20 protein-coding genes are annotated in these 25,345 nt (G+C 60.9%); 16 read left to right on the top strand and 4 right to left on the bottom strand.

From position 1 onward, the window contains the following. Window positions 1–80: 80 nt before the first annotated feature. Window positions 81–584, bottom strand: coding sequence for a peptide deformylase (locus DWQ09_07200; GenBank protein ID KAA3628806.1), 504 nt, complete (start codon window positions 582–584; stop codon window positions 81–83). 216 nt (window positions 585–800) lie between these two features. Between DWQ09_07200 and DWQ09_07195 the strand changes: the two genes are divergently transcribed. The 16 genes from DWQ09_07195 to DWQ09_07120 all read left to right on the top strand — a co-directional run bounded on the left by DWQ09_07195 (window position 801) and on the right by DWQ09_07120 (window position 19,035). Then, window positions 801–1,844, top strand: coding sequence for a LysM domain-containing protein (locus DWQ09_07195; GenBank protein KAA3628805.1), 1,044 nt, complete (start codon window positions 801–803; stop codon window positions 1,842–1,844). 149 nt (window positions 1,845–1,993) lie between these two features. Next, window positions 1,994–3,082, top strand: coding sequence for a DNA-protecting protein DprA (gene dprA, locus DWQ09_07190; protein ID KAA3628827.1), 1,089 nt, complete (start codon window positions 1,994–1,996; stop codon window positions 3,080–3,082). Between the two features lies 1 nt (window position 3,083). Next, window positions 3,084–3,563 carry a DUF494 domain-containing protein gene (locus DWQ09_07185; GenBank protein KAA3628804.1) on the top strand — a complete coding sequence of 160 codons (480 nt, stop codon included), beginning with the start codon at window positions 3,084–3,086 and terminating at the stop codon, window positions 3,561–3,563. A gap of 134 nt (window positions 3,564–3,697) precedes the next feature. Continuing rightward, window positions 3,698–5,998, top strand: coding sequence for a type I DNA topoisomerase (locus tag DWQ09_07180; protein KAA3628803.1), 2,301 nt, complete (start codon window positions 3,698–3,700; stop codon window positions 5,996–5,998). Window positions 5,999–6,046: 48 nt separating this feature from the next. Then, complete coding sequence (gene purE / locus DWQ09_07175; GenBank protein ID KAA3628802.1) at window positions 6,047–6,559, top strand: 5-(carboxyamino)imidazole ribonucleotide mutase; 513 nt, start codon at window positions 6,047–6,049, stop codon at window positions 6,557–6,559. 6 nt (window positions 6,560–6,565) lie between these two features. Beyond that, window positions 6,566–7,123, top strand: a complete 558-nt coding sequence (locus DWQ09_07170; protein KAA3628801.1) for a tRNA threonylcarbamoyladenosine biosynthesis protein RimN — start codon at window positions 6,566–6,568, stop codon at window positions 7,121–7,123. 12 nt (window positions 7,124–7,135) lie between these two features. After that, window positions 7,136–8,059, top strand: a complete 924-nt coding sequence (locus tag DWQ09_07165) for an AEC family transporter (GenBank protein KAA3628800.1) — start codon at window positions 7,136–7,138, stop codon at window positions 8,057–8,059. Between the two features lie 159 nt (window positions 8,060–8,218). Further along, window positions 8,219–9,193 (top strand): porphobilinogen synthase, encoded by a 975-nt coding sequence (locus tag DWQ09_07160; protein ID KAA3628826.1) that lies wholly within the window; start codon window positions 8,219–8,221, stop codon window positions 9,191–9,193. A gap of 61 nt (window positions 9,194–9,254) precedes the next feature. Further along, entirely contained in the window at window positions 9,255–11,360 is a 2,106-nt protein-coding gene (ppk1, locus tag DWQ09_07155; GenBank protein ID KAA3628825.1) for a polyphosphate kinase 1, read from the top strand. 84 nt (window positions 11,361–11,444) lie between these two features. After that, the gene (locus DWQ09_07150; protein ID KAA3628799.1) at window positions 11,445–12,488 is read left to right on the top strand and encodes a tRNA (5-methylaminomethyl-2-thiouridylate)-methyltransferase; all 1,044 of its coding nucleotides are present in this window, start codon (window positions 11,445–11,447) and stop codon (window positions 12,486–12,488) included. Beyond that, window positions 12,485–12,715 carry a sulfurtransferase TusA family protein gene (locus DWQ09_07145; GenBank protein KAA3628798.1) on the top strand — a complete coding sequence of 77 codons (231 nt, stop codon included), beginning with the start codon at window positions 12,485–12,487 and terminating at the stop codon, window positions 12,713–12,715. The genes DWQ09_07150 and DWQ09_07145 overlap by 4 nt, the downstream gene beginning before the upstream one ends. Continuing rightward, window positions 12,712–13,881 (top strand): cation transporter, encoded by a 1,170-nt coding sequence (locus tag DWQ09_07140; GenBank protein ID KAA3628797.1) that lies wholly within the window; start codon window positions 12,712–12,714, stop codon window positions 13,879–13,881. Before DWQ09_07145 ends, DWQ09_07140 begins: the two co-directional genes overlap by 4 nt. Window positions 13,882–14,181: 300 nt before the next feature. Further along, a complete protein-coding gene (locus DWQ09_07135; GenBank protein ID KAA3628796.1) occupies window positions 14,182–15,591 on the top strand; it encodes a glutamate--ammonia ligase in 1,410 nt (469 codons plus the stop codon). Window positions 15,592–15,717: 126 nt separating this feature from the next. Continuing rightward, complete coding sequence (locus DWQ09_07130; protein ID KAA3628795.1) at window positions 15,718–16,323, top strand: DUF4124 domain-containing protein; 606 nt, start codon at window positions 15,718–15,720, stop codon at window positions 16,321–16,323. A gap of 224 nt (window positions 16,324–16,547) precedes the next feature. Further along, window positions 16,548–17,621, top strand: a complete 1,074-nt coding sequence (locus DWQ09_07125; protein ID KAA3628794.1) for a nitrogen regulation protein NR(II) — start codon at window positions 16,548–16,550, stop codon at window positions 17,619–17,621. Next, on the top strand, window positions 17,614–19,035 hold the full coding sequence (locus DWQ09_07120) for a nitrogen regulation protein NR(I) (GenBank protein ID KAA3628793.1): 1,422 nt from the start codon (window positions 17,614–17,616) through the stop codon (window positions 19,033–19,035). The genes DWQ09_07125 and DWQ09_07120 overlap by 8 nt, the downstream gene beginning before the upstream one ends. Window positions 19,036–19,246: 211 nt before the next feature. On the opposite strand, the gene DWQ09_07115 is transcribed toward DWQ09_07120, so the two are convergent. The 3 genes from DWQ09_07115 to DWQ09_07105 are packed head-to-tail and all read right to left on the bottom strand — an operon-like array spanning window position 19,247 to window position 25,343. Next, entirely contained in the window at window positions 19,247–24,055 is a 4,809-nt protein-coding gene (locus tag DWQ09_07115) for a hypothetical protein (protein KAA3628792.1), read from the bottom strand. After that, window positions 24,055–24,492 carry a pilus assembly protein MshP gene (locus tag DWQ09_07110; protein KAA3628791.1) on the bottom strand — a complete coding sequence of 146 codons (438 nt, stop codon included), beginning with the start codon at window positions 24,490–24,492 and terminating at the stop codon, window positions 24,055–24,057. Before DWQ09_07110 ends, DWQ09_07115 begins: the two co-directional genes overlap by 1 nt. Further along, entirely contained in the window at window positions 24,489–25,343 is an 855-nt protein-coding gene (locus DWQ09_07105; GenBank protein KAA3628824.1) for a type II secretion system protein, read from the bottom strand. The genes DWQ09_07110 and DWQ09_07105 overlap by 4 nt, the downstream gene beginning before the upstream one ends. Window positions 25,344–25,345 lie beyond the last annotated feature (2 nt).

Genomic DNA, 25,345 nt, shown 5'->3' with positions numbered 1-25,345 from the left:
CCTCGAATTTGGGGTGGGGTACGCGCCTCGCGACTCGTTTTCAGATTTGCGCCGTCGCTCCGGCCTTCAGTGGCCTTCGGTCACATCGTCTGGCGGCGCTGCTTCTCCAGTTTTTTACGGATGCGTTGACGCTTCATCTCGGAGAGGTAATCCACGAACAGCTTGCCATCAAGATGATCGATTTCGTGCTGGATACAGACCGCGAGCAACCCATCCGCATCCAGTTCCAGCGCCTCCCCGTTGCGATCCAACGCCCTGACGCGGACCTGCTCGGCACGCGATACGGTTTCGAAGATTCCGGGAACCGAGAGGCACCCCTCCTCCATCTCCTCCACACCGGAGTGCTGAACAATCTCCGGATTGATGAAGCACAGCGGCTGGTTCTTCTCCTCCGACACATCGATGACCACCACCCGTTGAGCGACATTGACCTGCGTTGCCGCCAGGCCGATACCGGGAGCGTCATACATGGTCTCAAACATATCCTCGACCAGGGTTCGAATCTCCGCTGTCACTTCTGTGACCGGCTGAGCCTGGGTGCGCAGGCGGGGGTCCGGGAAATGCAAAATGTCGAGTTTGGCCATAGAGAGAGGTTATCCGGAATGTGGGCCGGTTCGCAATTTGACGAAACTGCATAAATAATGGCCGCCAAGTTACTGATAAGTTCAAAAATTTGTTTTACGATACTCTTTGAGCGGCACTGTTTTTCCGCTACACTCGGGTCAAATCTGCCCTGGCGCGACACCACGATGCCCGCTTAGGCGCAGATGCTGGTCAATTTTGCAGACCGTAAATAAGGGATGACCATGTCTAGAACAAAATGGCTTGGCCTGGCTTTTGCCCTGTTGTGCAGCCCGGGGCTCCTGGCCGATACGATAGCCCTGCAACCCGATCATCCGGACCGCTATGTCGTCAAAAAGGGCGATACACTGTGGGATATCTCCGCGATGTTCATGCAGGACCCATGGCGCTGGCCGGAAATCTGGCACGTCAACCCTCAGATCGAGAATCCTCATCTAATCTACCCCGGCGACATCATCGCGCTGGTGTTCGGCGCCGATGGCACGCCTCAGTTGCAACTGCTGCGCGGGCGCCAAACGGTCAAGCTCTCGCCTCAGGTGCGTGGCACACCGCTGCGTGAAGCGATCCCACCGATCCCGATGGATGCCATCGCTCAATTCCTTAACGATTCACGTGCGGTGCTCACGCCCGAAGAGCTGGAGAACGCACCCTACATCGTGGAGAGCATGGATGGCCACCTGATCGCCGGCACTGGCGACCGTATCTACGTCCGCTCGGTCCCCGATCGCAGCTCGACCCGTTTCAATGTCTACCGACCGGGCAAGGCCTACAAGCGTCCAGGCAGTGAAATCGCCTTGGGCTACGAGGCGCTCTACGTGGGCGACGCCACGCTGGAGCGTACCGGCGATCCCGCCACGCTGGAGCTGTCACGCACCGTACGCGAAACCCTGATTGGCGATCGTCTGCTGCCGGTGGGCGAGGAGATCATCCAACAGAATTTCTACCCCCATCCGCCCGCCAAAGAGGTCGACGGCGCAATCCTGGCGGTAATCGATGGCGTTTCGCAGATCGGTCAGTATCAGGTTGTGGTGATCGATCTCGGTACCGAGGATGGCATGGAACAGGGCAATGTGTTGGCCGTCTTCCAGCGTGGCGCCAAGATCCGGGATGTAGTCACCAAGGTGGACAATCAGCGCGTTCAGCTCCCCGACGAACGCTCCGGACTGATTATGGTATTTCGCCCCTTCGAGCGGGTGAGCTACGCCCTGGTGATGAACGCCACCCGTACCATGCATATCGACGACGCGGTACGAAACCCTTAAAAGCAGTTGGTCAATTCGAAACGGCCCTGGGGGCATACCCCGGGGCCGCGTGACGAGACAGCGAATCGCGACATGGAAGCTCCGACAGCGCTGAACACCCGGTGATCATTCCCGAATCCCTGCGCGCACACACCGAAGCAGTCCGTTGGCTGCTACTGATCCGAGCCCCGGGGTTGGGCACTCGAACCGGTGCCCGCATCCTCGAGCATTATGCTTCCCCCACCCTGATTCTCGACGCGGCGACCGAGAAACAGCAGCTCTGCGGGCTCAAGCGCACGGCCATCGATTATCTCAAATCACCCGACTGGGGGGTCATCGAGTCAGATCTTGCCTGGTTGAACCAGCCCGACCGTCATCTGATCACCCTCGACGACCCACACTATCCCGCCCTGTTGCGCGACATTCCCGATCCCCCGTTGGCGCTTTTTGTTCACGGGGATCCGGAGTGTCTCGTCACCCCGCAACTCGCTGTTGTGGGCAGCCGCAATCCAACACCCGGCGGGCGCGAGAACGCCTTCGAATTCGCCCGTTATCTGGTAGGTTCAGGCCTCACGATCACCAGCGGATTGGCGGCCGGTATCGACGGCGCCGCTCATCGCGGGGCGCTGGCAGGAGGCGGGCGCACTGTGGCCGTCGTCGGCACTGGTCTCGACAGGGTCTACCCCGCCGAGCATCTCGAGCTTGCCCATACCATCACCTTGCAGGGCGCGCTGGTCTCCGAATTTGCTTTGGGCAGCCGACCAGCGCCGGGCCACTTCCCTAAACGCAACCGGCTGATCAGCGGATTAAGTCTGGGCACCCTGGTCGTTGAGGCAACACCCCATAGTGGATCGTTGATCACGGCCAAGCTTGCCGGCGAGCAGGGACGCGAGACCTTCGCCATTCCTGGCTCGATTCACAATCCGCAGGCCCGCGGTTGCCACGCGCTGATCCGGCAGGGCGCCAAACTGGTCGAGACGGCCACTGATATCCTCGAAGAACTTGGTCAATTGGCTTCCACGCTGGGCCCACCGACGCGAACGCCCGCCACCGATCCGGCTATCGAAACCACCCTCGATGCAGACTATCAGCATCTTCTACAGCAGCTCGATGACACCCCCACCCCGGTCGATACCCTTGTGCAGCGCAGCGGATTGACGGCCGAAACCGTTTCCTCCATGCTGCTGGTGCTTGAGTTGCAAGGTTATGTATCATCTGCCGCCGGTGGCCACTACACGCGACGGGCCAAAAGGGTTTGAAATGAAGGAAAACATGCTGGACGTCCTGGTGTATCTGTTCGAGAACTATCTCGATACGGACGGACCGGCCACGCCCGATCAGGACACCGTGCGCGAGGAGTTGGAGGAACTGGGCTTCGCCGGCCACGATATTGACAAGGCACTGAGCTGGTTGGAGGAGCTCGCTATCTATCAGCGTGACCCCAACGACCTGACCTCCCAGGCGCCGCATTCGTTACGCCATTACACGACTCTGGAAGCGCGGCGCATCGACCCGGGATGCCAGGGATTTCTCCTTTATCTCGAGAGCATCGGCATTCTCGATCACGCCAGCCGCGAGTTGGTCATCGATCGCGCCATGGCGCTGGAGAACGAAGACATCACACTTGAGCAGATCAAGTGGGTCACGCTGCTGGTGCTGTTCAACCAACCCGGCCGGGAAGCGGCCTTTGCGTGGATGCATGATCTGGTCTATGACATGCCTTCAGGGTCGTTGCACTAAAACCTGCACAGTGTAGCCGCGCCCCGGCGCAGCCCACCCTTGGACCACCCGACTATCAGGGGCTTTGGAAGGGGCTGGTGGCGCATCGCCGGTACATCCGCGCCGGACAACGATGAAAACCTGAATGGGAGATCATGAGCAAGAACCTAGTCATCGTGGAATCGCCTGCCAAGGCCAAAACCATCAAAAAGTACCTCGGCGCCGACTTCGAGGTCATGGCCTCGTACGGTCATTTGCGCGACCTGGAACCGAAAGAGGGTGCGGTAGACCCCGACCATGGCTTCGCCATGCGATACCAGACCATCGAGAAGAACGAAAAACACCTTGCGGCCATTGCCAAAGCGTTGAAAAAAGCCGATCAGCTCTACCTCGCTACCGACCCGGATCGCGAGGGTGAGGCGATATCCTGGCACCTGCTGGAGTTGTTGCGCGAACGCAAGCTGCTCGCCGATCGCGAGGTACACCGGGTGGTCTTTCACGAGATCACCAAACGCGCCGTACAGGAGGCCATTTCGCACTCCCGGGACGTTTCGCTGGATTTGGTCAACGCCCAGCAGGCTCGGCGCGCACTCGATTACCTGGTCGGTTTCAATCTCTCGCCGCTGCTCTGGAAGAAAGTCCGGCGCGGGCTCTCGGCCGGGCGCGTGCAGAGTCCCGCACTGCGCATGATCGTCGAGCGCGAAATCGAGATCGAGAAATTTGTCACCCGCGAGTACTGGTCGCTCGCGGCGGTGGCAAGCAAGGACAAGCAGGAGTTCGATGCCAAGCTCACGTACTACAAAGGCAAGAAGCTGGCGCAGTTCGATATCAACAAGGACAAGCAGGCCCAGGCCGCCCGTGAAGACCTGCTGCGCATCGCCAAAGGCTCCCTTCAGGTGGCCGCCGTCGAACGCAAACAACGCAAGCGCAACCCGGCCGCGCCCTTCACTACCTCGACCCTGCAGCAGGAAGCGGCGCGCAAGCTGCGCTTTTCCGCTCAGCGCACCATGCGTATCGCTCAGCAGCTCTACGAGGGCGTGGAATTCGAAGGTGAATCGGTCGGCCTTATCAGTTACATGCGTACCGACTCGGTCAATCTCGCCGCCGATGCCCTGGAAGAGATTCGTGCCTACATCACCGAGCGCTTCGGTGCCGACAAGCTGCCCGGCGCCGCGCGCACCTTCAAAACCAAAACCAAAAACGCCCAGGAGGCGCATGAGGCGATACGTCCCACCTCGGTCCTGCGCACCCCGGAAGCAGTAAAGAAAACCCTCAGCGCCGACCAGTACAAGCTCTACGAACTGATCTGGAAACGCACCATCGCCTGCCAGATGATCCACGCCACGCTCGACACCGTGGCCGCTGATCTCGCCTGCGGCGACAAAGCCACTTTTCGCGCTACCGGTTCCACGGTGGTGAATCCCGGTTTCATGGCGGTCTACCGCGAGGATGTAGACGAAGGCCAGAAGCAGGAAGAGGACAATAAGCTGTTGCCCCCGCTCAAAGAGGGCGATCAGGTGGAATTGATCGACGTGAAGGCGGATCAGCACTTCACCGAACCGCCGCCCCGGTACGGTGAAGCGAGTTTGGTCAAAGCGCTGGAAGAGCATGGCATCGGCCGCCCGTCCACCTACGCCTCCATCATTTCGACCCTGCTGCAACGCGAGTATGTCATCCTCGACAATCGCCGCTTCAAACCCACCGACGTGGGGCGCATCGTCAGCAAGTTCCTCTCCGAGCACTTCACCCGCTACGTGAACTATGACTTCACCGCGCAATTGGAGGATCAGCTCGACGCCGTATCACGCGGCGAACAGGAGTGGATCCCGCTGATGGAAGCGTTCTGGAAACCGTTCAAAACGCTGATCGAAGAAAAGGACGAATCACTCAAACGTAGCGATGTCACCCACGAGGAACTTGACGAGGCATGCCCCAAATGCAGCAAACCGCTGTCGATCCGCCTCGGGAGACGCGGCCGCTTCGTGGGCTGTACCGGTTATCCGGAGTGCGACTACACGCGCGGCCTTGAGGAAGAGGGGGAGGCGGCCAGCGCCGAGCCCGAGGTGATCGAAGGGCGCGAGTGCCCAAAATGCGGCAGCCCGCTGATCATCCGCACGGGACGATATGGCAAATTCATCGGTTGCAGCACCTACCCCAAATGCAAGCACATCGAGCCGCTGGAAAAACCCGCCGACACCGGCGTGACCTGCCCGAAATGCAATGAGGGTACGTTGCTCAAGCGCAAATCACGCTACGGCAAGATCTTCTATTCGTGTGCCACCTATCCCAAGTGCGACTATGCGGTTTGGAACGAACCGCTGGCCGAACCCTGCCCCGATTGCGGCTGGCCGGTGCTCACCATCAAAACCACCAAACGTCGCGGCACCGAAAAGGTGTGCCCGCAGAAAGAGTGCAAGTTCGCAGTCCCCCACGAGGGCGTGGCCGAAACGGAGTGATCCTTTCGGCACCCCCCAATACATCCACTACCAGTAGCGAGTTCGACCATGTCTGAATCCTTTGTCGCTATCCTGATGGGCTCAGATTCCGACCTCCCGGTCATGGAGTCCACCCTCGAAACCCTGAGAGCGCTCGGTGTGCGTGCCGAGATGAAGATCACCTCGGCCCATCGTACGCCGGACGCGACGCGCGCCTACATCGAGAATGCCGAGCACCGTGGTTGCGGCGTCTTCATCTGTGCTGCAGGCCTGGCCGCCCATCTGGCAGGCAATGTTGCCGCGCACACCATCAAGCCGGTTATCGGCGTGCCGCTGGATGCCGGATCGCTGCAGGGGATGGATGCCCTGCTCTCCACCGTGCAAATGCCCGGCGGGATTCCGGTCGCCTCGGTCGCCATCGGTAAACCGGGTGCCAAGAATGCCGCCTATCTGGCGGCACAGATTCTTGCAGTGGGCAATGCCGAACTGACTTCCCGCCTGCGTGAGGAGCGCGCCCGCAACGCCGCCGCTGTGCTGGCCAAAGACGAAGCCCTGCAGCAACGCCTCAACGCCAGCGACTGAGGTCACATGACGCCCTGGCAGTTGCGCCACGCCGCTCGCATCATCTTCGCGGGCGGCGTGGTGGCTTATCCCACCGAAGCGGTATGGGGCCTGGGCTGCGATCCCGCCAATTTCGCATCGGTACTGCGCATCTGCGAGCTCAAGGGCCGTCCGACCGCCAAAGGGTTTATCGTCATCGCCGCCGATCTCGCGCAATGTCGCCCGTGGCTCGCCCCCCTGACAGCTGATGAAGTACGGCGCATCACCGACCGCGGACCTGTGCCCACGACCTGGTTGGTGCCGACCTCGTCCCACGCGCCGGCGTGGCTGAGCGGGGAGCATGCCACCCTGGCGGTACGCATCACCCATCACCCCGTCGCCGCCGCTTTGTGTCGCGCCGCAGGAATGCCACTGGTTTCCACCAGCGCCAACCCTGCCGGCGCTCCACCGGCGCGTACGGCTCTGCGCGTGCGGCAGTATTTCGCCAACCGGCTCGACTACATCCTGCCCGGCGCCACGGCAGGGCTGCGCCGGCCGAGCCAGATCCGCGAACTGCGCGGCGAACACATCGTGCGCGGCTCCTGAGGGACCGGGACTGTGAACTCCGTCATCGCCGCCCTGCTCCCGGTATTTCTCCTGATCGCTGTCGGCTATGCGCTGCGTCGCTTCGGGCTACCGGGAGAGGGTTTCTGGGTGCCGGCGGAGCGACTCACCTACTACGTCTTTTTCCCCGCGCTGCTGGTCTACAACCTCGGCCGGGCGCCGCTCGCAGGGCAACCGGTCACCGATCTGGCCGCCTCGATGGTTATCGCAGTAGTTGCACTCAGCCTGCTGTTGCTCGCGCTGCGCGGCCCCCTGCGCATGAGCGGACCGGCATTCACCTCGCTGTTTCAGGGAAGCATTCGCTTCAACACCTATATTGGCATTGCGGCCGCCGCTGCGCTCTATGGGGCAACCGGCCTCACGCTCGCGGCTATCGCAATGGCCACCATGATCCCACTGATCAACGTACTGTGCGTGGCCGTGTTGACCCGTTGGGGGAGCCACGGCCGCTCAGCCGGTGCGTTGGCGGTGCTGCTGGGTATCGTGCGCAACCCTCTGGTGCTGGCCTGTGCCACCGGCATCGCCCTTAATCTCACAGGCATCGGCGTCCCCGTGCCTGTCGATGGCGTGCTCGATATCCTGGGCCGCGCTGCGCTGCCCATGGGCCTGCTGGCTGTAGGTGCGGGACTCAATCTGAGCAGCCTGCGCCAGGCGGGGGGCGCGATGGCGCTGAGCTGCCTCACCAAACTGATGATCATGCCGGGACTGATGTGGCTAACCACCACCCTGCTGGATCTGCCGCCCACGGCAACGGCCATCGCAATATTGTTCGCGGCACTGCCCGGTGCGACCAGCGCCTACATCCTGGCACGGCAACTGGGGGGCGATCATGAGCTGATCGCGGGCATGGTGACGCTGCAGACCGGGCTGGCTGTGATCACGCTTCCCTTCACCCTCACCCTTCTTACCTCCCTTTAGGCCGTCGGCGTATAACCTGGTTTTCCTGTATTATCAGACGACTCCAACAACACCCCGGGCCCTGACGGTCTCCACGCAGGGTCGCCGCATAACAGGCAAGGAGCTGCAATCGTGGCCAATCCCTCCGACTCATCCAACGGCTTCTTTCCCGGACTGCGCATGCGTCGCATGCGCCGCGACGATTTCTCGAGACGCCTAATGCGCGAAAGCCGCTTAACCGTCGATGATCTGATCTATCCGCTTTTCGTCCTGGAGGGAAAAGGCCAGCGCGAAGCAGTCCCTTCGATGCCCGGCGTGGAACGGGTGAGCATCGACGAGTTGGTGAAGGAAGCCCAGGAGCTGATGCGCCTGGGCGTGCCGGCCCTGGCGCTGTTCCCCGTCACGGCGGCAGAAAAGAAGTCGGAGGATGCCGCCGAGGCCTTCAACCCTGACGGGCTTGCCCAGCGGGCCGTGGCCGCCGTCAAAGAGGCCTGCCCCGAGCTGGGCGTGATTACCGACGTAGCGCTCGATCCGTTTACGACCCACGGCCAGGACGGACTGATCGACGATGAGGGCTACGTGCTCAATGACGAGACTGTCGAGGTATTGGTGCGTCAGGCGCTGTCCCACGCCGAGGCAGGCGCCGATGTGGTCGCACCCTCGGACATGATGGACGGGCGCATCGGCGAGATCCGCGATGTGCTCGAGGAAGAGGGTTATATCCACACCCGTATCCTCGCCTATTCGGCCAAGTACGCCTCCAGCTTCTACGGACCGTTCCGCGATGCGGTTGGCTCGGCCGCCAATCTCGGCACGGGCAATAAATACACCTATCAGATGGACCCTGCCAACGCCGAGGAGGCGCTGCGCGAGGTGGCGCTGGATCTCGAAGAGGGTGCCGACATGGTGATGGTAAAACCCGGCCTCCCCTACCTCGACATCGTGCGCCGCGTAAAGGACCAGTTCGGTGCTCCCACATTCGTCTATCACGTCAGTGGCGAGTACGTCATGCTCAAGGCCGCTGCCGCCAATGGCTGGCTCAATGAACGAGCCTGCGTGCTGGAAGCATTGCTCTCCATGAAGCGCGCCGGCGCCGACGGCATCCTCACCTACTATGCCAAACAGGCCGCCTTCTGGTTGCGCGGGGAGGCATGAAACCCCTGTGTCATGAAACTGTCACATGCATCCTGATAGGGTGCAACCGAATATGAATCTGATGAACGAAACTGTGGAAACCACCACCGCCCCGGTTGTCGCGGCGCCGATCAATCTCGACGCCCCGGAACTCTATCTCAACCGCGAACTGAGTCTGCTGGAGTTCAACCATCGCGTTCTGGAACAAGCCCGCAACCCCGATACGCCGCTGCTGGAGCGTCTGCGCTTTCTCTGCATCTCCAGCCGCAACATGGACGAATTTTTTGAGATACGTGTGGCGGGTCTCATCCAACAGGTCGAGTACGGGGCTATCCAGGTGGGACAGGATGGGCTGACACCGCAGGAACAGCTCGCGCTGATTGGCAAACGCGCCCACGAAATCGTCGCCGAGCAGTACCGGGTGCTCAACGAGGAGCTGATTCCGGCGCTCGACAAGGCTGGTATCCGCTTCGCCAAACGCGCCCACTGGAACGAACGGCTGCGTGACTGGACACGGCGCCACTTCAACCGCGAAGTACTGCCGGTGCTCACCCCCATGGGGCTCGATCCCGCGCACCCTTTCCCGCGCATCCTCAACAAATCGCTGAACTTCATTGTCTCACTGGAGGGCAAGGACGCCTTCGGGCGCGAAAACACCATTGCCATCGTCCAGGCACCGCGCTCGCTGCCGCGCCTGATTCACATCCCCAAGGAGTACGCCAAAGGCGAACACGACTTCGTCTTCCTCTCATCGATCATCCATGCGCATGTCGGTGAACTGTTCCCGGGCATGACGGTGACGGGTTGCTACCAGTTCCGGGTCACCCGCAATAGCGATCTGTTCGTCGACGAGGAGGAGGTAGACGACCTGCTCAAGGCATTGGCCGGTGAGCTCCACGCCCGTCGTTTCAGTGATGCCGTGCGCCTCGAGGTGGCGGAGAATTGCCCCGCGCACATGGTGGATTACCTGTTGCGCCAGTTCGAGCTCGGGCCCGATAACCTCTACCGTGTACAGGGGCCGGTGAACCTCAATCGGTTGGCGGCCATCATCGATCTGGTGGACCGGCCGGATCTCAAATACCCGCCCTTCGTTCCCAGCCTGCCGCAGAGAATCTCGCGCAACGAGAACCTGTTCGACGTCCTGAAACGCGGCGATCTTCTGTTGCACCACCCCTTTCAGGCGTTCATACCGGTGATCGATCTGGTCAACCAGGCCGCCACCGATCCCGATGTCCTGGCCATCAAACAGACGCTCTACCGCACGGACCCCCAGTCGCGTCTCGTTGATGCGCTGGTGCGTGCCGCCCGGGCCGGCAAGGAGGTGACGGTGGTCATCGAGTTGCGCGCCCGTTTTGACGAAGAGGCCAACATCGCGCTAGCGACCCGGTTGCAGGAGGCCGGCGCCCACGTGGTCTACGGCGTGGTGGGTTACAAGACCCACGCCAAGCTGCTGATGGTGGTACGGCGCGAAGGGCGCAATATTCGCCGCTATTGCCACCTCGGCACCGGCAACTACCACGCCGGCACTGCACGCCAGTACACCGATTACGGCTTCATGACCTGCGATCGGGACATCGGCGAGGATGTGCATAAACTCTTCCACCAGCTCACCGGCCTGGGCAAAGCGATCAAGCTGAAAAAACTTCTGCAGTCCCCGTTCACGCTCCACAAGGGGATGATCGATCTCATTCGCCAGGAAGCCGATAATGCACGCGCGGGCAAGCCCAGCCGGATAATCGCCAAAATGAATTCCCTGGTTGAACCGCAGATCATCCGCGCTCTTTACGAAGCGTCGCAAGCGGGGGTGAAGATCGAGCTGATCGTCCGCGGTATCTGCTGTCTGCGCCCCAGCGTGCCCGGGGTTTCTGAAAACATCAAGGTGCGGTCCATCGTCGGGCGATTCCTCGAGCACCACCGTGTCTTCTATTTCGAGAATGGCGGCGAGCCACGGCTCTATATCTCCAGCGCCGATTGGATGAACCGCAACTTCTTTCAGCGCGTCGAGGCGGCCACCCCCATCGAGGACAAGAAAATCATCCAGCGCATCCTGCGCGAGATTACCCTCTACCTGAAGGACAATACCCAGGCCTGGCTACTGGAATCCGACGGGCGCTACAAGCCAACCCAGCCCCGCGGCCAGAAGGTGCGCTGTGCACAACTTGAACTGCTGGCCAAATTGACCACCTAGATCCCGCCTCATCAAACTGGCATGGCACCGGCAGGCTTTGCTATCCTTCGGTGGTCTCTCGCAGCACATCCAAACTCTCCCCTGATGAAGAAACAACCCGAGGCGGTGGCGCTAATCTCCGGCGGCCTGGACTCCATGTTGGCGGCCAAGGTGGTGATGGAACAGGGCGTTCACGTAGAAGGGATCAATTTTTACACCGGCTTCTGTGTGGAGGGCCACACCCACGCCATCCGCAAACGCAACCAGGAGAAGCCCAAGCGCAACAATGCGTTGTGGGTTGCCGAGCAGCTGGGCATCAAGCTCCACATCGTCGATATCGCCGAGGAGTACAAGGACGTGTTGCTCTACCCCAAGCACGGCTACGGCGCGAATCTCAACCCCTGTCTCGATTGCAAGATCTTCATGGTCCGCAAGGCCCTGGAGTGGACCGAGGAGAACGGCTTCGATTTCGTCATTACCGGTGAGGTAGTCGGGCAGCGGCCCATGTCCCAGCGTCGCGACACCATGCCGGTGGTGGCCCGGGAATCAGGCGCTGAGGATCGCCTGCTACGACCGCTGTGCGCCAAGCTCCTCCCCCCGACGCTGCCCGAGCGTGAGGGCTGGATCGATCGCGAGAAGCTCTACGCCCTGAATGGTCGCAACCGCAAGCCGCAGATGGCGATGGCCGCTGAATTCGGGATCAACGATTACGCGCAACCGGCTGGCGGTTGCTGCTTTCTTACCGACGAGAGCTACGCCAAGCGGCTCGGCGATCTGTGGCAGGGTCGCGGTGTGCGCGACTACGACCTGGATGACATCCTGCTGCTCAAGATCGGCCGCCACCTGCGCCCGCGCCCGCACTTCAAAATGATCGTGGCGCGCGAAGCCGGGGAGACCAAGTTTCTGGAAGGCTACCGCAAGCGGTATACCCATCTCTTCACCGTCAGTCACAACGGCCCCATGGTGTTGATCGATGGCGAGCCGAGCGATGACGATCTGCTCCTCGCCGCACAGCTCACCGCGCGCTTCAGCCAGGGTCGTGAGGCCGAGAGTGTCAGCGTCGCGGTGACCCCTCTGGGTGGCGAACGTCGCACCATCAGCGTCAAGCCGCTGCTGCAGGAGGAGATCCCTCCGGAATGGTATGTATGAGCCACCATGTGCTGGATGCCCGCGGGTTGCTCTGCCCGATGCCGGTGATCAAGACCCAGAACGAGATCCTCAGGCTCGCCCCCGGCGACACCCTGGAGGTAATCGCCAGCGATCCCGGCGCGCTCAACGATATTCCCGCCTGGTGCCGGATTCATGGTCACAAGTTAGTGAGCACTCACCGCGATGAAGACGATGTCCGGGTAAGAATCGAGGTGTGTGCGACATGAGCGACGACGCCGTCATCGACGACCTGCAAACCGCCGAGGAGTCACGCTACCGCGTTGCGCGCCGCGTAACGGTCATTGGCGCGATCGTCAATCTGTTGCTCGCCATCATCAAGATCGTGCTGGGCTGGATCGGTCACTCCCAGGCCCTGATCGCCGACGGGATTCACTCGCTGTCGGATCTCATCAGCGATGGTGTGGTGCTGGTGGCCTCCAAGCACGGTAGCCGCGATCCCGATCCCGAGCATCCCTACGGCCACGGGCGGATCGAGACGCTCGCCACGGTAATCGTCGGTGTCTTGCTGTTTATGGTTACCGCCGGAATCCTCTACGATGCCTCGTTGCGGTTGCTTGAGCCCGAGAAACTGCTGACGCCCGGCTGGTTGGCTTTGGCGGCGGCCGTGGTTTCGGTGATCGCCAAGGAGATCCTCACCCGATACACGCTGGCCGCCGCCAAACGCATCCGCTCATCGCTGTTGCGCGCCAACGCCTGGCATCATCGCAGCGACGCCATCTCCTCAGTGGTGGTGATCATTGGCGTTGGTGGCTCCATGGCCGGACTGCCCTACCTCGACGCCGTCGCCGCCATCTTCGTCGCGCTGATGATCGCCAAGATCGCCTGGGATCTCAGCTGGGAGGGGGTTCGCGATCTGATCGACACCGGCCTCGATGCCGAGACCGTCGAGCGCATACGCCAGGTGATCATGTCGGTGGAGGGCGTCGAGGCCATGCACATGCTGCGCAGCCGACGCCTGGGAGCCGATGCGTTTGTCGATGTGCACATCATGGTCGATTCCATGCTCAGCGTCTCGGAGGGTCATCTGATCAGCGAGAAGGTGCGGGCGCGGCTGGTGCGCGAACTCAAGGACGTCTCCGATGTCACCGTTCATATCGATCCCGAGGACGACGAGGAGGTCATCCCTTCGGTCGGGCTGCCGATGCGGTCAAAGCTGCTGGCTGCTCTGAATGACGAATGGAGCGGCATCGAGCACGCAGCCAAGGCAGAACGCATCATCCTGCATTACCTGGATGGCAAGGTGCATCTCGAGGTGGTATTGCCCGTGGCAGTGGCGGAATCGCGGGAGGCGCAGAAGCAACTCAGCAGTGCCCTGCACGAGGGTGCCAAACGGCTGCAATACGTGGGTGAAGTCCGTATCTACTACCATTAGGCACCAAAATGGTGCACTCTTTTTTTACCGCACCATAATAGAGCGCATGGGGTGGGCAATCGATGAATACATAACCATCACGCTCTCTGTGGTGACTCCCTGATCCGGAAAAAACAGCTGCTTATTCCTGCAATTTCGCGTATTTTATCCGCCCGTTCAGGACAGATTGTCCAATCCCCGATTAAACCGCTGGCCCCGCTCGATGGGAAAATCCATGGCACGGTTCATGCTTTCTGATGGGGACACGAAATTCAGAGCCGCCCCGGAAGCGGCATCTCATAACTCTGCGGAGGAAATTCAATGTCCGGATCCGATGTGCTCAAGATGATCAAGGATAACGAGGTCAAGTTTGTCGACCTGCGTTTTACCGACACCCGCGGCAAGGAGCAGCATGTGACCATGCCGGTCACCATGGTCGACGATGAACTCTTCACCGACGGCAAGATGTTCGACGGCTCGTCCATCGCCGGTTGGAAAGGGATCAACGAATCCGACATGGTATTGATGCCGGATCCCGCCAGCGCCGTACTGGATCCCTTCTCCGAAGAGGCGCAGATCAACATCCGCTGCGATATTCTCGAACCCAATACCATGCAGGGCTACGAGCGCGATCCACGCTCTGTCGCCAAGCGCGCCGAGGCCTATCTGCAATCCACCGGCATCGCCGACGTCGCTTACTTCGGACCCGAGCCCGAGTTCTTCATCCTCGACGATATCCGCTGGGGCACCGACATGAGCGGCTGCTTCGTCAAGATCGACTCCGACGAGGCCGACTGGAACTCCGAGCGCGTTTACGCAGGCGGTAATATCGGCCATCGCCCCTCCGTGAAGGGCGGCTACTTCCCGGTACCGCCGGTCGATTCGCTGCACGACATCCGTCACGCCATGTGTCTGACCATGGAAGAGATGGGTGTGCCGGTCGAGGTGCACCACCACGAAGTCGCCACCGCCGGTCAGTGCGAGATCGGCACCAAATTCGGCCCTCTGACGCAGCGCGCCGACTGGGTGATGATCCAGAAGTATGTCACCCTGAACGTGGCCCATGCCTACGGCAAGACCGCCACCTTCATGCCCAAGCCTCTGGTCGGTGACAACGGATCCGGTATGCACGTCCACCAGTCCTTGTTCAAGGATGGCAAGAACCTGTTCTCAGGCGATCTCTACGGTGGTTTGTCGGAAACCGCCCTCTACTACATCGGTGGTATTTTCAAGCACGCCCGTGCACTGAACGCCATCACCAACCCGTCCACCAACAGCTACAAGCGGCTGGTCCCCGGCTTCGAAGCACCGGTACTGCTGGCCTACTCGGCACGCAACCGCTCGGCTTCGGTGCGTATTCCCTGGGTGTCGAGCCCCAAGGGCCGCCGCGTCGAAGTGCGCTTCCCCGATCCGATGGCCAATCCCTACCTGGCGTTCGCGGCCATGATGATGGCCGGTCTCGACGGCATTCAGAACAAGATGCACCCGGGCGACGCCATGGACAAGGATCTCTACGACCTGCCCGCCGAGGAGTTGAGGGAGATCCCGACCGTTTGCCATTCATTGGATCAGGCGCTGGATTATCTGGACAAGGATCGCGAGTTCCTGACTCAGGGAGGCGTGTTTACCAACGATATGATCGATGGTTACATCGCGCTCAAAATGGACGAGGTAACCCGTCTGCGCATGACCACTCATCCCATCGAGTTCGATATGTACTACAGCCTGTAGTCAGACGCGGTACCCGCACTGCCCGGAAACCCCCGCTCAGCGGGGGTTTCTTTTTTGTCTGTGCATTGTCGCTCCGAGGCTGATTTCGTATGCTTGCGATACGCCCTTTGAATCGGATCCGGTGATATGAACAGGATGCTCGCCTTCGTTATCACGCTGTTGCTGGCCAACGCTGCCCACGGTGTTGTTTACAAATGGAAAGATAGCGCCGGGGTGATTCACTACAGCGATCAACGACACCCGGGAGCGGAAGAGGTCACCAAGGTACCCATCCAGACCTATAAACCGTCCACGGCGCCCGCCCGCGAGAACACTGAAACCAAGGAGACTGCCACGACTGGGAGGTACGCAACCCTCACTTTCGTATCCCCGGCCAACGATACCACCATCCGGGACAACGAAGGCAACGTTGCCATTCAGTTGGGCATCGAACCGCCCCTGGCAGCCGGTCACGCAATCGCCCTGAGTATCGATGGCGTGCGTCAGGAAAAGACCGTGTCCGCCACCACGTTCACGCTGTCCAACATGGCGCGCGGCACTCACACCTTGCTGGCCACCGTCATCGACGATCAGGGCAACGAGCTGAAGAGTACGGAAGCGTTGACGCTGCACATGGTCCGCCAATCGGTGCTGCTAAGACCCCAAGACGCCAATCAGCCCAACGAAGGCCCGGTTCAGCAAGCGCCGCAGGCCCCTCGGTTCAGGCCTGACCCGGCGAAGAGCAAGTTCTAACCGCTCTTCCGCTCGGTACTCCCACCAAATGCACTATAATGGTGCACGCAAGCAGGCTTGCTGCCTGAGTCCCGGCTCTATGCCTGTACGCCGTCCTGGCATCCCTAAAAACAGCCTACGGACGTTGTACTAACGCATTGTAGTTACGACCTTTTTGAGCCGGGATTCGTGCTGGCTCCGGCTTCACGCACTTGTGGTTCGCTTCTTGCACAGGTAACACGGCTATGAATGAAGTCCTGCACCACAAGCGTGAACTGAGTATCGGCGCGGTCGAAAACCTCTCGACGGCGGTCGTCCTGCTGGATGAAGCGCTGTGTATGATGTACCTCAATCCAGCCGCAGAGATGCTGCTCGGCACCAGTTCGCGCATGGTCAGCGGCCGCCCGCTAGCCGAGCTGATGCCCGAATCCCACGCCTTTCTCCACACACTGCTCAACTGCCTCGCATCGACGCAAACCATCACCGAGCGCGAACTTTCACTGTCACTGATCGACGGACGACGCGTTACCGTCGACTGCACCGCCACACCGCTCGCCGACCAGGGGCGTGGTCTGCTGTTGGAGATGCAGCAACTAGATCGCCATCTGCGCATAGCGCGGGAAGAACACCTGCTTTCGCAACAGCAGGCCACCTCGGCGTTGCTGCGAGGCCTAGCTCATGAGATCCGCAATCCGCTGGGCGGTTTGCGTGGCGCCGCGCAACTGCTGGAACGCGAGTTGCAGAATGCCGATCTGCGCGAGTACACACAAATCATTATCAGCGAAGCTGACCGCCTGGAGGGATTGCTCAACCGCATGCTCGGCCCACGCGGAGGTCGCAGCAAGAGCCCTACCAACATCCACCAGGTGCTGGAGCGGGTACGGGTACTTGTTCAAGCGGAAGTCGACCCCCGGGTTCGCATCCTCACCAACTACGATCCCAGCATCCCTGATCTTCAGGCAGATCCCGATCAGTTGATTCAGGCGCTGCTCAATATCGTGCGCAACGCCGCCCAGGCCTTGGGTGAGAGCGGCAGGATCACCCTGCAGACTCGCATCGAACGCCAGTTCACCATCGGCAACCACCGCCATCGTCTGGTGGTACGGGTAGATGTCATCGACAACGGCCCCGGCATTCCGGCGGCGATGATCGAACAGATCTTTTATCCCATGGTCACCGGTCGCCCGGACGGCAGCGGTTTGGGTCTGTCGATCGCCCAATCGCTGATCAACCAGCACGGCGGACTGGTGGAGTGCGCCAGCGAGCCGGGACATACCGAATTCACCGTACGCCTGCCGTTGGAGAGCGCGCATGAGTAAGCCCGAGAGAATCTGGGTCATCGACGACGATCGCTCGATCCGTTGGGTACTGGAAAAGGCCCTGCAGCAGGCAGACATGCAGGTCACCTGCTTCGAGAACGCTGATGGCGTGCTCGATACTCTGCGCAAGGGTCAACCCGACGCCATCATCACCGACGTGCGTATGCCGGGCATCAGCGGACTGGAACTGCTCGAGCAGCTGCGCCAGGAATACCCTGACCTGCCGGTTATCATCATCACGGCGCACTCCGACCTGGACAGTGCTGTGTCGGCCTACCGCGGCGGGGCCTTCGAATACCTGCCCAAACCCTTTGACGTCGATGAGGCGGTGGAACTGGTACGCCGCGCGGTGAATCACCGGCGTGAAATCCATGCCCCTGTCAACGGTGATGCGCAACCCCCGCCGACACCGGAAATCATCGGCGAAGCCCCTGCCATGCAAGAGGTATTTCGCGCCATCGGCAGACTCAGCCGCTCCAATATCACGGTGTTGATCAACGGCGAATCGGGTACGGGCAAGGAACTGGTCGCCCGCGCCCTGCATCGCCACAGCCCGCGGGCGGACAAGCCCTTTATTGCGCTCAACATGGCCGCCATTCCGCACGACCTGCTGGAATCGGAGCTCTTCGGTCACGAAAAAGGCGCGTTTACCGGTGCGGCCAACATGCGCCGCGGCCGCTTCGAACAGGCAGACGGCGGTACGCTGTTTTTGGATGAGATCGGAGATATGCCCGCCGAGCTACAGACGCGGTTACTGCGCGTTCTCGCCGACGGCGAATTCTTTCGAGTCGGCGGCCACTCTCCCGTGAACGTCGACGTACGCATCATTGCGGCCACGCATCAGAACCTGGAATCGATGGTCCAGGCGGGCAAATTCCGCGAGGATCTCTTCCACCGCCTCAACGTGATCCGCGTGCATATCCCGGCACTGCGCGAGCGGCGCGAGGATATCCCGCTGCTGTTGCGTCACTTTCTCGACCAGGCAGCCCGTGAATTGGGAACAGAGACCAAGATCCTGCGGCCCATGACCGAGGCTTATCTCTGCCGGCTCGACTGGCCGGGCAATGTGCGTCAACTCGAAAACACCTGTCGCTGGCTGACCGTAATGGCCTCCGGTCGCGAGATTCACCTCGACGATCTGCCTCCGGAGCTGCGTACCGGGGAGACCGCCACGATGGCTTGCGACGATTGGGGGCCGGCGCTCGAAAAATGGGTGGAGCAGCAGCTGTTGCGCGGCAGAGATAACCTGTTGGACGAGGCCGGCCCGCGCTTTGAGCGCGTCCTGATTTCAACGGCGTTGCGTTACACCGGTGGTCGTCGCCAGGATGCTGCGAAGCTGCTCGGTTGGGGGCGCAATACGCTGACGCGCAAGATCAAGGAGTTGGGCATAGCAGGAGTCGAGGAGCAGGTTTGAGAGAGCGTTGGAACTACGCGCCAAAAGTTTTAAGAACCTATCAACCACAAAATACGCGAAGTTCACAAAGCTTCCAAAGGCGGTTACACAGCCCGCGATAGGCTGACGCAACACGCATGGAGGGAGGGATGAGTAACGCAACTTACCGCAGTATCGGAAACCTGCAGAGTGAATTACTTTGTGTGCTTCGTGGTTAGGGCCTTGCGCCAGCTCAATACACCTCGCGCAGATAGATGCGCCGCGGCGGGCCCGAATAGATACCGAAGGTGGCACGTCCCACGGGATCGTTGTCGTGATTACCGTCGCCGTCCCAATCGTAGTCGAGATGGCCCGGTGTGTTGCCCACCACATCCACGCCACCATCGTTACCGCTGCCTGGCGCTGCCAGGGTGACAAAACCGGAACCCGCTGCCAGCGTCACGCCAGTGACCGTCGTATCACCGACACCCAGATTGCCGGTGAAACTCAACGGCGGCAGACTGAAATCCCCCGCCACCAGACTCGTACAGGTGTCGGCGGTATGCGTGACGAAGCTGTAGACCGTGGCCGGTGTCGGATCGATATCCTCCCAGTACTCGATCGCCAGTGGTACCGGCAGGGCTACCAACTCCGAACCGAAGGCATTGCGCAACACGACGCGCCCCCAGCGCATTGCCTTGCCATTGTCGAAAGCGATACCACCACCAGCGGTGGCGCTGCCGACGGAATAGTTGCCGTTGTTGGCTGCCGCGGGATCGTAGATCACGGCGTCGGCATCGCGCACGTCGATCGACAGCGCAATCTCGGCATCGAAGGGCGCCAGGGGTGCACCGCGTTGAAACGCGAGCCCGGCACCGGCTGCGAAGGTCAGTGTGGCATTGCCCGAACCCAGGTCGACGATAACAGGATCCGGCACCGGTAGACCGGCAACATCCAGCGTTCCGGTCAGCGCGCTGTAGAGCTTGTTGGTGAGACTGGCATCGGTCATGCGGAACCACGTGCCGGTGTAGTTCTGCGTTGTCGCACCAAGTGCATTACGCGCGGTGACATTCAACACGGGTTGCGTCGTATAGTTGAAAACCTGCCCGACATAGGTGAAGGAGCCGGCGGCGCATTGCGTTGCAAACTCCGGCGCATTGCTGCTGACGGAAAAATCGAAGGGCGTGAAGCGGCCGATCACGCCGCTCCAACCAGTGAGATTCACACCGACGGTATTGAGAAAATCGCTTGCCGCCACACCCATCGTGAAACTGCCCACCTCGCCGTACTGCAAATCGATCGGTGCTGCAGCACCGCCGGCAAATTCCCCGGCACCCACTGACACCGGACCGGCACCGGCGCGGGTGAGCGTACCCATGACACCGGCAGCGGGCTCATAGGGCAGCGAGAGCGCCGCTCCGGCATCCAGCGTGGTATTCCATGCGTAGGCTGCGGTCGTCGAGTTATTGCCGAGATCCGCACCGGGATCGGGCACGCCGTCGTTGCCCGCATCATCGACGCCCTGCCATCTCACACCGCGCACTGTCGCCTGGAAGCTGGTTCCTGCCGCTGTAAAGATGGCGCCTCCCGGAATATCCACCCCGGGATTGACGGTCGCACCCGCCTGCGCATTGACCACCGTCGCTGCGAAGGGGCGCACGGTAAGCGTCGCCGTACTGCCATCGATAGGTCGTGGATTGCCGAGGTCATCCACGGCGAAACCGCTGGTATCGTCACGCAGACTCACTGCGTACTTACCGACATCGGTGGTAGTCAAGGTGAAATCAGCTTCACCTGCCGTGAAACTCAGCGTGAGGTTATTGGCGCCAGGCAATGCATTCGGTAGCGTTGCCACACCTATGGTTGGAGCCACAGCCACCACCGGATGATCGGCATCGTCCGTGCGCCACACCTTGAGATCAGTGTTCCCGGCGTAGCCCGTTTCGATTCCGCAACTCGGTGACACCGCCGCATCGCGACGCCAGAACTCGACATGGAAATCGTGATCGCGCCCGGCCACCACCTCGGTGCTGCCGGTGCCCGGGCAACTTGCCCCTGTGCAGGTAGTGGGGGTGATAACAAACGCGTTGTCGCGGAAACTCAATAAGGCCGAGGTCGAGGTGACTCCCGTTCCACTGTCAGTGACGGTGATCCGCAGATCGTCAGCATGCACATTGGCAAGATCGAGCACGATAGAGCCGTTATCACCCGCCGCAAAACCGTAGGTTGCCGCCCCGTCATCGGCCACGCCATTGTTGAGCACACCTGCAGCACTAGTGACGCTCCAATCGCCATGGCTGCTGGAAGTCGAAAGCGTCACCACACCCGGATAGCTGGTCACCGGACTTCCTCCCGCATCCTCGGCGGTGATGGTAATCACCTGCGGCACACAAGTACTGGCACTCCCGGAGCCGATATTGATATCGAAGTGATCGACATTGGAAACCGGGCAGAGGTGGCGCGCATTCATTGCCTCGAGTACCTGGGTGGGGGTCAGCGCGTTGGCGTAGACACGGACCTCATCGATCAGGCCATCGAAGAAATATTGACTGCTTCCCACCCGCTTGCTGATAGCCAATGGATCGGTGGTCTGCACCAATGTGGTTGCCGCAAACGTCGTTGCGGCGCGCTCCACGCCATTGACGTAGAGCCTGAGACTATCACCGGAGAAAGTCAGGACAACGTGACTCCAACTGCCCAATGGGGCGTAGATCAACGAGGCAGAAACCTCATAGCGCCCTGCCACCGTCTCGGCTCGCCCTTTCAACACTCCGCCTTCAGAGAAAATGCCCATTTGCGCACGACCACTACCGCCACCGTGTACCGATTTGGCCATGACTTGCCGCACACCGCTCCAACTGTCCGGATTGACCCAGGCAGCGTAAGAGAGGGTGTCAGAGCCATTGAGCACTGCGCTATGAGGTATCTCGACGTAGTCATCGACACCATCGAACACGCCATAACGACAGGTACCCGGACTACCCGCAGCAACCGGAGAGAAACTGGCGGTCGCCGCCCCGCCATAGGATTGGCCGTGACTCCCACGCCCGGTGCTGTCACGAACCTCTCCCGCTGCACCGAGCCATCCCGCTTCGTCGAAGCGCCACTCGCCCAGCAACCCTATCGAGGCATGAAATGGTCCGGAAAAAACCAGAATACCCGCCCGTTCGGTGGTGTGATTGCGCTCGCTGTCGCGGTAGATATCCTCGTCAACGGTCAAACCCACTGCGGTGGTACTCAGACTACAGCGCCGCAGCCACCCGCCATCCCCTCCGTTGTGGGTTATCGCATGCGCTACCACCAACGGACTGACGGTATAGGTACCAACAAAGGGAACGCTGTAGCAGCCGTTGTTCCAACCGCGAATGTTCTGATTGGAGGTGATCGTTTCGTAATCTATGGTCGACCCCGTCACATCCTCGAAGCTGCCCTGTATTCCCGATTGAATCGCCAACCAGCCGATCGCCTCGGCAAGCGTCACGGATCCGGCCGCCACTTCACTGCGTTCCAACGCGACCTGCAAACCAATGGGGGAGACTGACTGTTGGGCGGCCGTGAGCCAGGGTACCGAGGGGCTGCCCGGGGGGGTGGCCGCTTCATTGTTCATGGTTTGAATCTGGGCCAGGGCGGTCGGTGTACCGGCAAATGGTGTGCCGAAGGCGACGCTCTGCCAACTCTCGGCACCACTCACACCGTTACCGTGTTGTACCGCCTGGGTAGTGACACGCCCTGCTTCCAGCACGGTGCCATCCGGCAGACGATGCGTACCCGGGGTAACGGCGACGTAATGCACCTCCATACCGATGTGTGGCCCGTCGTTGCCCGTCGGCTCCACTTGCGCCAGCTCAAAACCGGTCGTTGTGATGTTGCGCACCCGCACGGAACTGGGATCGCTGCCTTGGTTTGTCGCCACGACAAAGACCAGCGGAATGCTGCTGAAGGGTTGCGTGAAATTCGCGCTGGTGAAATTGGGGCTCGCAGCGGTGCTGGGCAGATTGACCACGCCCGCTTCGAGCTGCCACGCCGCGTCTGTAGAGGCCGGGGGAGGATCGGGGAAATCGGCATCGAATGCAGTGGAAAAAACCGCGATGCCCGCGCCTTCGGTGGTGTGACTGCGTTCGCTGTCGCGCGCCTGGTCTTCATCGACCGTAAACCCCGCCGCCGCCGCATTCAGGCTGCAGCGCCGCAACCAGCCGCCATCGCCGCCATTGTGCGTGTTCTTGCTCGCAATGACGATCGGTGCCGCTGCGTAGCTGCCAACGAAACTCGTTGTGTAGCAGCCGTTGCTCCACCCGCCAATGGAATTGCCAACGACGCGTGTTTCGTAGTTGATCGTTGCGCCCACACTGTCGGTGAAACTGCTGTTCAAAGCTCCGGCGATCGCGATCCATCCCACGGATTCGGCGACACTGACGGAGCCGCTGTTGACCTCGCTGCGTTCCAGGGCAACCTCCATGCCCGTCGCGGTTACCGAACGGTGGGTGGCCGTCAACCAGGGGACGGATACGCCGGAAGGTGGCGAACCCACTTCATTGGCCATGGTCTGTATCTGAACCAGCGTCGCAGGCGTACCACCAAATGGGGCAGCGAAGCCGACACTGTCCCAGCCTTCACCGCCACTGACGCCGGATCCGTGCTGCACGGATACAGTCGAGTGAATACCGGCCTGGATCCAGTTACCATCCGGCAGCTGATGGATTCCAGGCTGCACGGCGATGTAGGGCACAGTCATTGCGGGATGCGGGCCATCAGCGCCGGTCGGTTCGACCTGGACCACTTCAAAGCTCGTTGTGGTGACATTTCGAACCCGCAGCGCGGCGGGTTGACCACCGGGGTTTTCGTTGGTGGGCAGGAGCACCACCACCGGCGCCGCAGGGTAACTCTGGCGCAGTGTTACCGTCTGGAAACCGCTACCGACACCGGTTGCCGGTAACGCGACTGTACCCGCCTCCATGCGCCAGGCGAACGACGGTTCGGCCACCATTAAAAAGCATGGCACGAGCAACCAAATCCAACCGCGTACCGCCCGTCGCTTCATCTGGATATCGCCGATCGATTCCATCAAGGTGCATCGGTTACCGTAGAACGGACCGTGCGTGAGGCGTAGTCGGGGCTTCCGAACACGCCTGTCAACGCCGTACTGGTCAATACGAAAACGTTGTACGGCGGATTCCCTCCCTCCGTATGTGTAGTGTACGAGCAGACGACACTGACGCTGAACCCAGCCAAGGCACCGTTGGTCAGCGTAAAGTTGGTGGTTATCGGAACGCCCGCTCCGCACATGGTGCCCGGCGGTGTGTTGAGCGCCTGGTAGCTGCCCCACTCGATGCCGGTTTGAGCCGCATGGTACGCACGAGCACCGAGCATGCTGTAGATCACCGTGGTCTGCTGCACGCCACTGATGCGCGCCAAAAACAGACCCAAAGTGCCCATGATCACCAGAATGAAGATGGCCATGACCAGCGCAAAACCCTGTTGCTTTTTCGCGGCGGTGTTCATGGCGAATTGTGCACGTGAACCTGATGCAACAGGGTGATCGACTCGCCTCCGTCGCGCAGCGTGAGCCGTAGCGTCACCAATCCAGCCCGTTGCGGAGTACCCGGCTGATAACTGAACTGGCAGGAATTCACAAAGTCAGTCATCAAGGCCGATGACGCGCCCTGTGCCAGCAATTCAGCGTTGGTATCCACGGCAAGCTGACTGGCAACGATGTTGTAGCCAGCGTAACGGCGCAGTGTGTTGGCACCGGTATCGCAGAGATAGGTCACCGGTTCATCGATGACATAGAATCGCTGGCCGGGGGAGGCAAGTGGAAAAAGCGTGGCGGCGGCGAGCTGAATATGGGTTGCGGTTGTTCCCCCCGTCAGTGTCGCGCGATTATCCCCCACATAGGCATTGTTAGTCGCGCCCGTCGCTGAGAGATTGTAGATGACCACCTGATCGCTCGCCGTGTTGATCGCTGCGAAGTTCTGCAGTGCACCGATAACGTCAAAATCGGTGTCCGGTGCCGCGAAATCCAGAATCGCGGTCGTCGTACTCGGAGGAGGCTCATCCCGATAGCGCGCGGCGTCGACCGTATTCAACATCTCCAGCACGGTCCCGCCCCCGGCGATGCGGAGGCTGTTGGGCAACGCCTGGCGGATGTCACGCGCCATACGGCGCAGTGCAAGTTCCGCAGCATCCACCAGCTGCGCACGGCGGGAGATATCCGTGTAGTCCTGAACCGGACCGATGATGAAGGCTGTGGTGATCGAAGCGATGATTCCGGTTAGTACGATGACGATCACTGCTTCAAGAATCGTGAAGCCGCGCTGCCTGGCTGTAACACAACGCTGAACCGAGCGGTGCACTG

Source organism: Pseudomonadota bacterium (assembly GCA_008501635.1).
GTDB lineage: Bacteria > Pseudomonadota > Gammaproteobacteria > QQUJ01 > QQUJ01 > QQUJ01.
The sequence above is the reverse complement of the archived record's forward strand: the minus strand, read 5'-3'. Positions and strand labels throughout refer to the sequence as shown.

What these genes read in the sequence shown, in the direction of transcription:
- DWQ09_07200 (KAA3628806.1), bottom strand. Translation starts at nt 584, where the DNA reads ATGGCCAAACTCGACATTTTGCATTTCCCGGACCCCCGCCTGCGCACC.
- DWQ09_07195 (KAA3628805.1), top strand. Translation starts at nt 801, where the DNA reads ATGACCATGTCTAGAACAAAATGGCTTGGCCTGGCTTTTGCCCTGTTG.
- DWQ09_07185 (KAA3628804.1), top strand. Translation starts at nt 3,084, where the DNA reads ATGAAGGAAAACATGCTGGACGTCCTGGTGTATCTGTTCGAGAACTAT.
- DWQ09_07180 (KAA3628803.1), top strand. Translation starts at nt 3,698, where the DNA reads ATGAGCAAGAACCTAGTCATCGTGGAATCGCCTGCCAAGGCCAAAACC.
- purE (KAA3628802.1), top strand. Translation starts at nt 6,047, where the DNA reads ATGTCTGAATCCTTTGTCGCTATCCTGATGGGCTCAGATTCCGACCTC.
- DWQ09_07170 (KAA3628801.1), top strand. Translation starts at nt 6,566, where the DNA reads ATGACGCCCTGGCAGTTGCGCCACGCCGCTCGCATCATCTTCGCGGGC.
- DWQ09_07160 (KAA3628826.1), top strand. Translation starts at nt 8,219, where the DNA reads ATGCGTCGCATGCGCCGCGACGATTTCTCGAGACGCCTAATGCGCGAA.
- ppk1 (KAA3628825.1), top strand. Translation starts at nt 9,255, where the DNA reads ATGAACGAAACTGTGGAAACCACCACCGCCCCGGTTGTCGCGGCGCCG.
- DWQ09_07150 (KAA3628799.1), top strand. Translation starts at nt 11,445, where the DNA reads ATGAAGAAACAACCCGAGGCGGTGGCGCTAATCTCCGGCGGCCTGGAC.
- DWQ09_07145 (KAA3628798.1), top strand. Translation starts at nt 12,485, where the DNA reads ATGAGCCACCATGTGCTGGATGCCCGCGGGTTGCTCTGCCCGATGCCG.
- DWQ09_07140 (KAA3628797.1), top strand. Translation starts at nt 12,712, where the DNA reads ATGAGCGACGACGCCGTCATCGACGACCTGCAAACCGCCGAGGAGTCA.
- DWQ09_07135 (KAA3628796.1), top strand. Translation starts at nt 14,182, where the DNA reads ATGTCCGGATCCGATGTGCTCAAGATGATCAAGGATAACGAGGTCAAG.
- DWQ09_07130 (KAA3628795.1), top strand. Translation starts at nt 15,718, where the DNA reads ATGAACAGGATGCTCGCCTTCGTTATCACGCTGTTGCTGGCCAACGCT.
- DWQ09_07125 (KAA3628794.1), top strand. Translation starts at nt 16,548, where the DNA reads ATGAATGAAGTCCTGCACCACAAGCGTGAACTGAGTATCGGCGCGGTC.
- DWQ09_07120 (KAA3628793.1), top strand. Translation starts at nt 17,614, where the DNA reads ATGAGTAAGCCCGAGAGAATCTGGGTCATCGACGACGATCGCTCGATC.
- DWQ09_07115 (KAA3628792.1), bottom strand. Translation starts at nt 24,055, where the DNA reads ATGGAATCGATCGGCGATATCCAGATGAAGCGACGGGCGGTACGCGGT.
- DWQ09_07110 (KAA3628791.1), bottom strand. Translation starts at nt 24,492, where the DNA reads ATGAACACCGCCGCGAAAAAGCAACAGGGTTTTGCGCTGGTCATGGCC.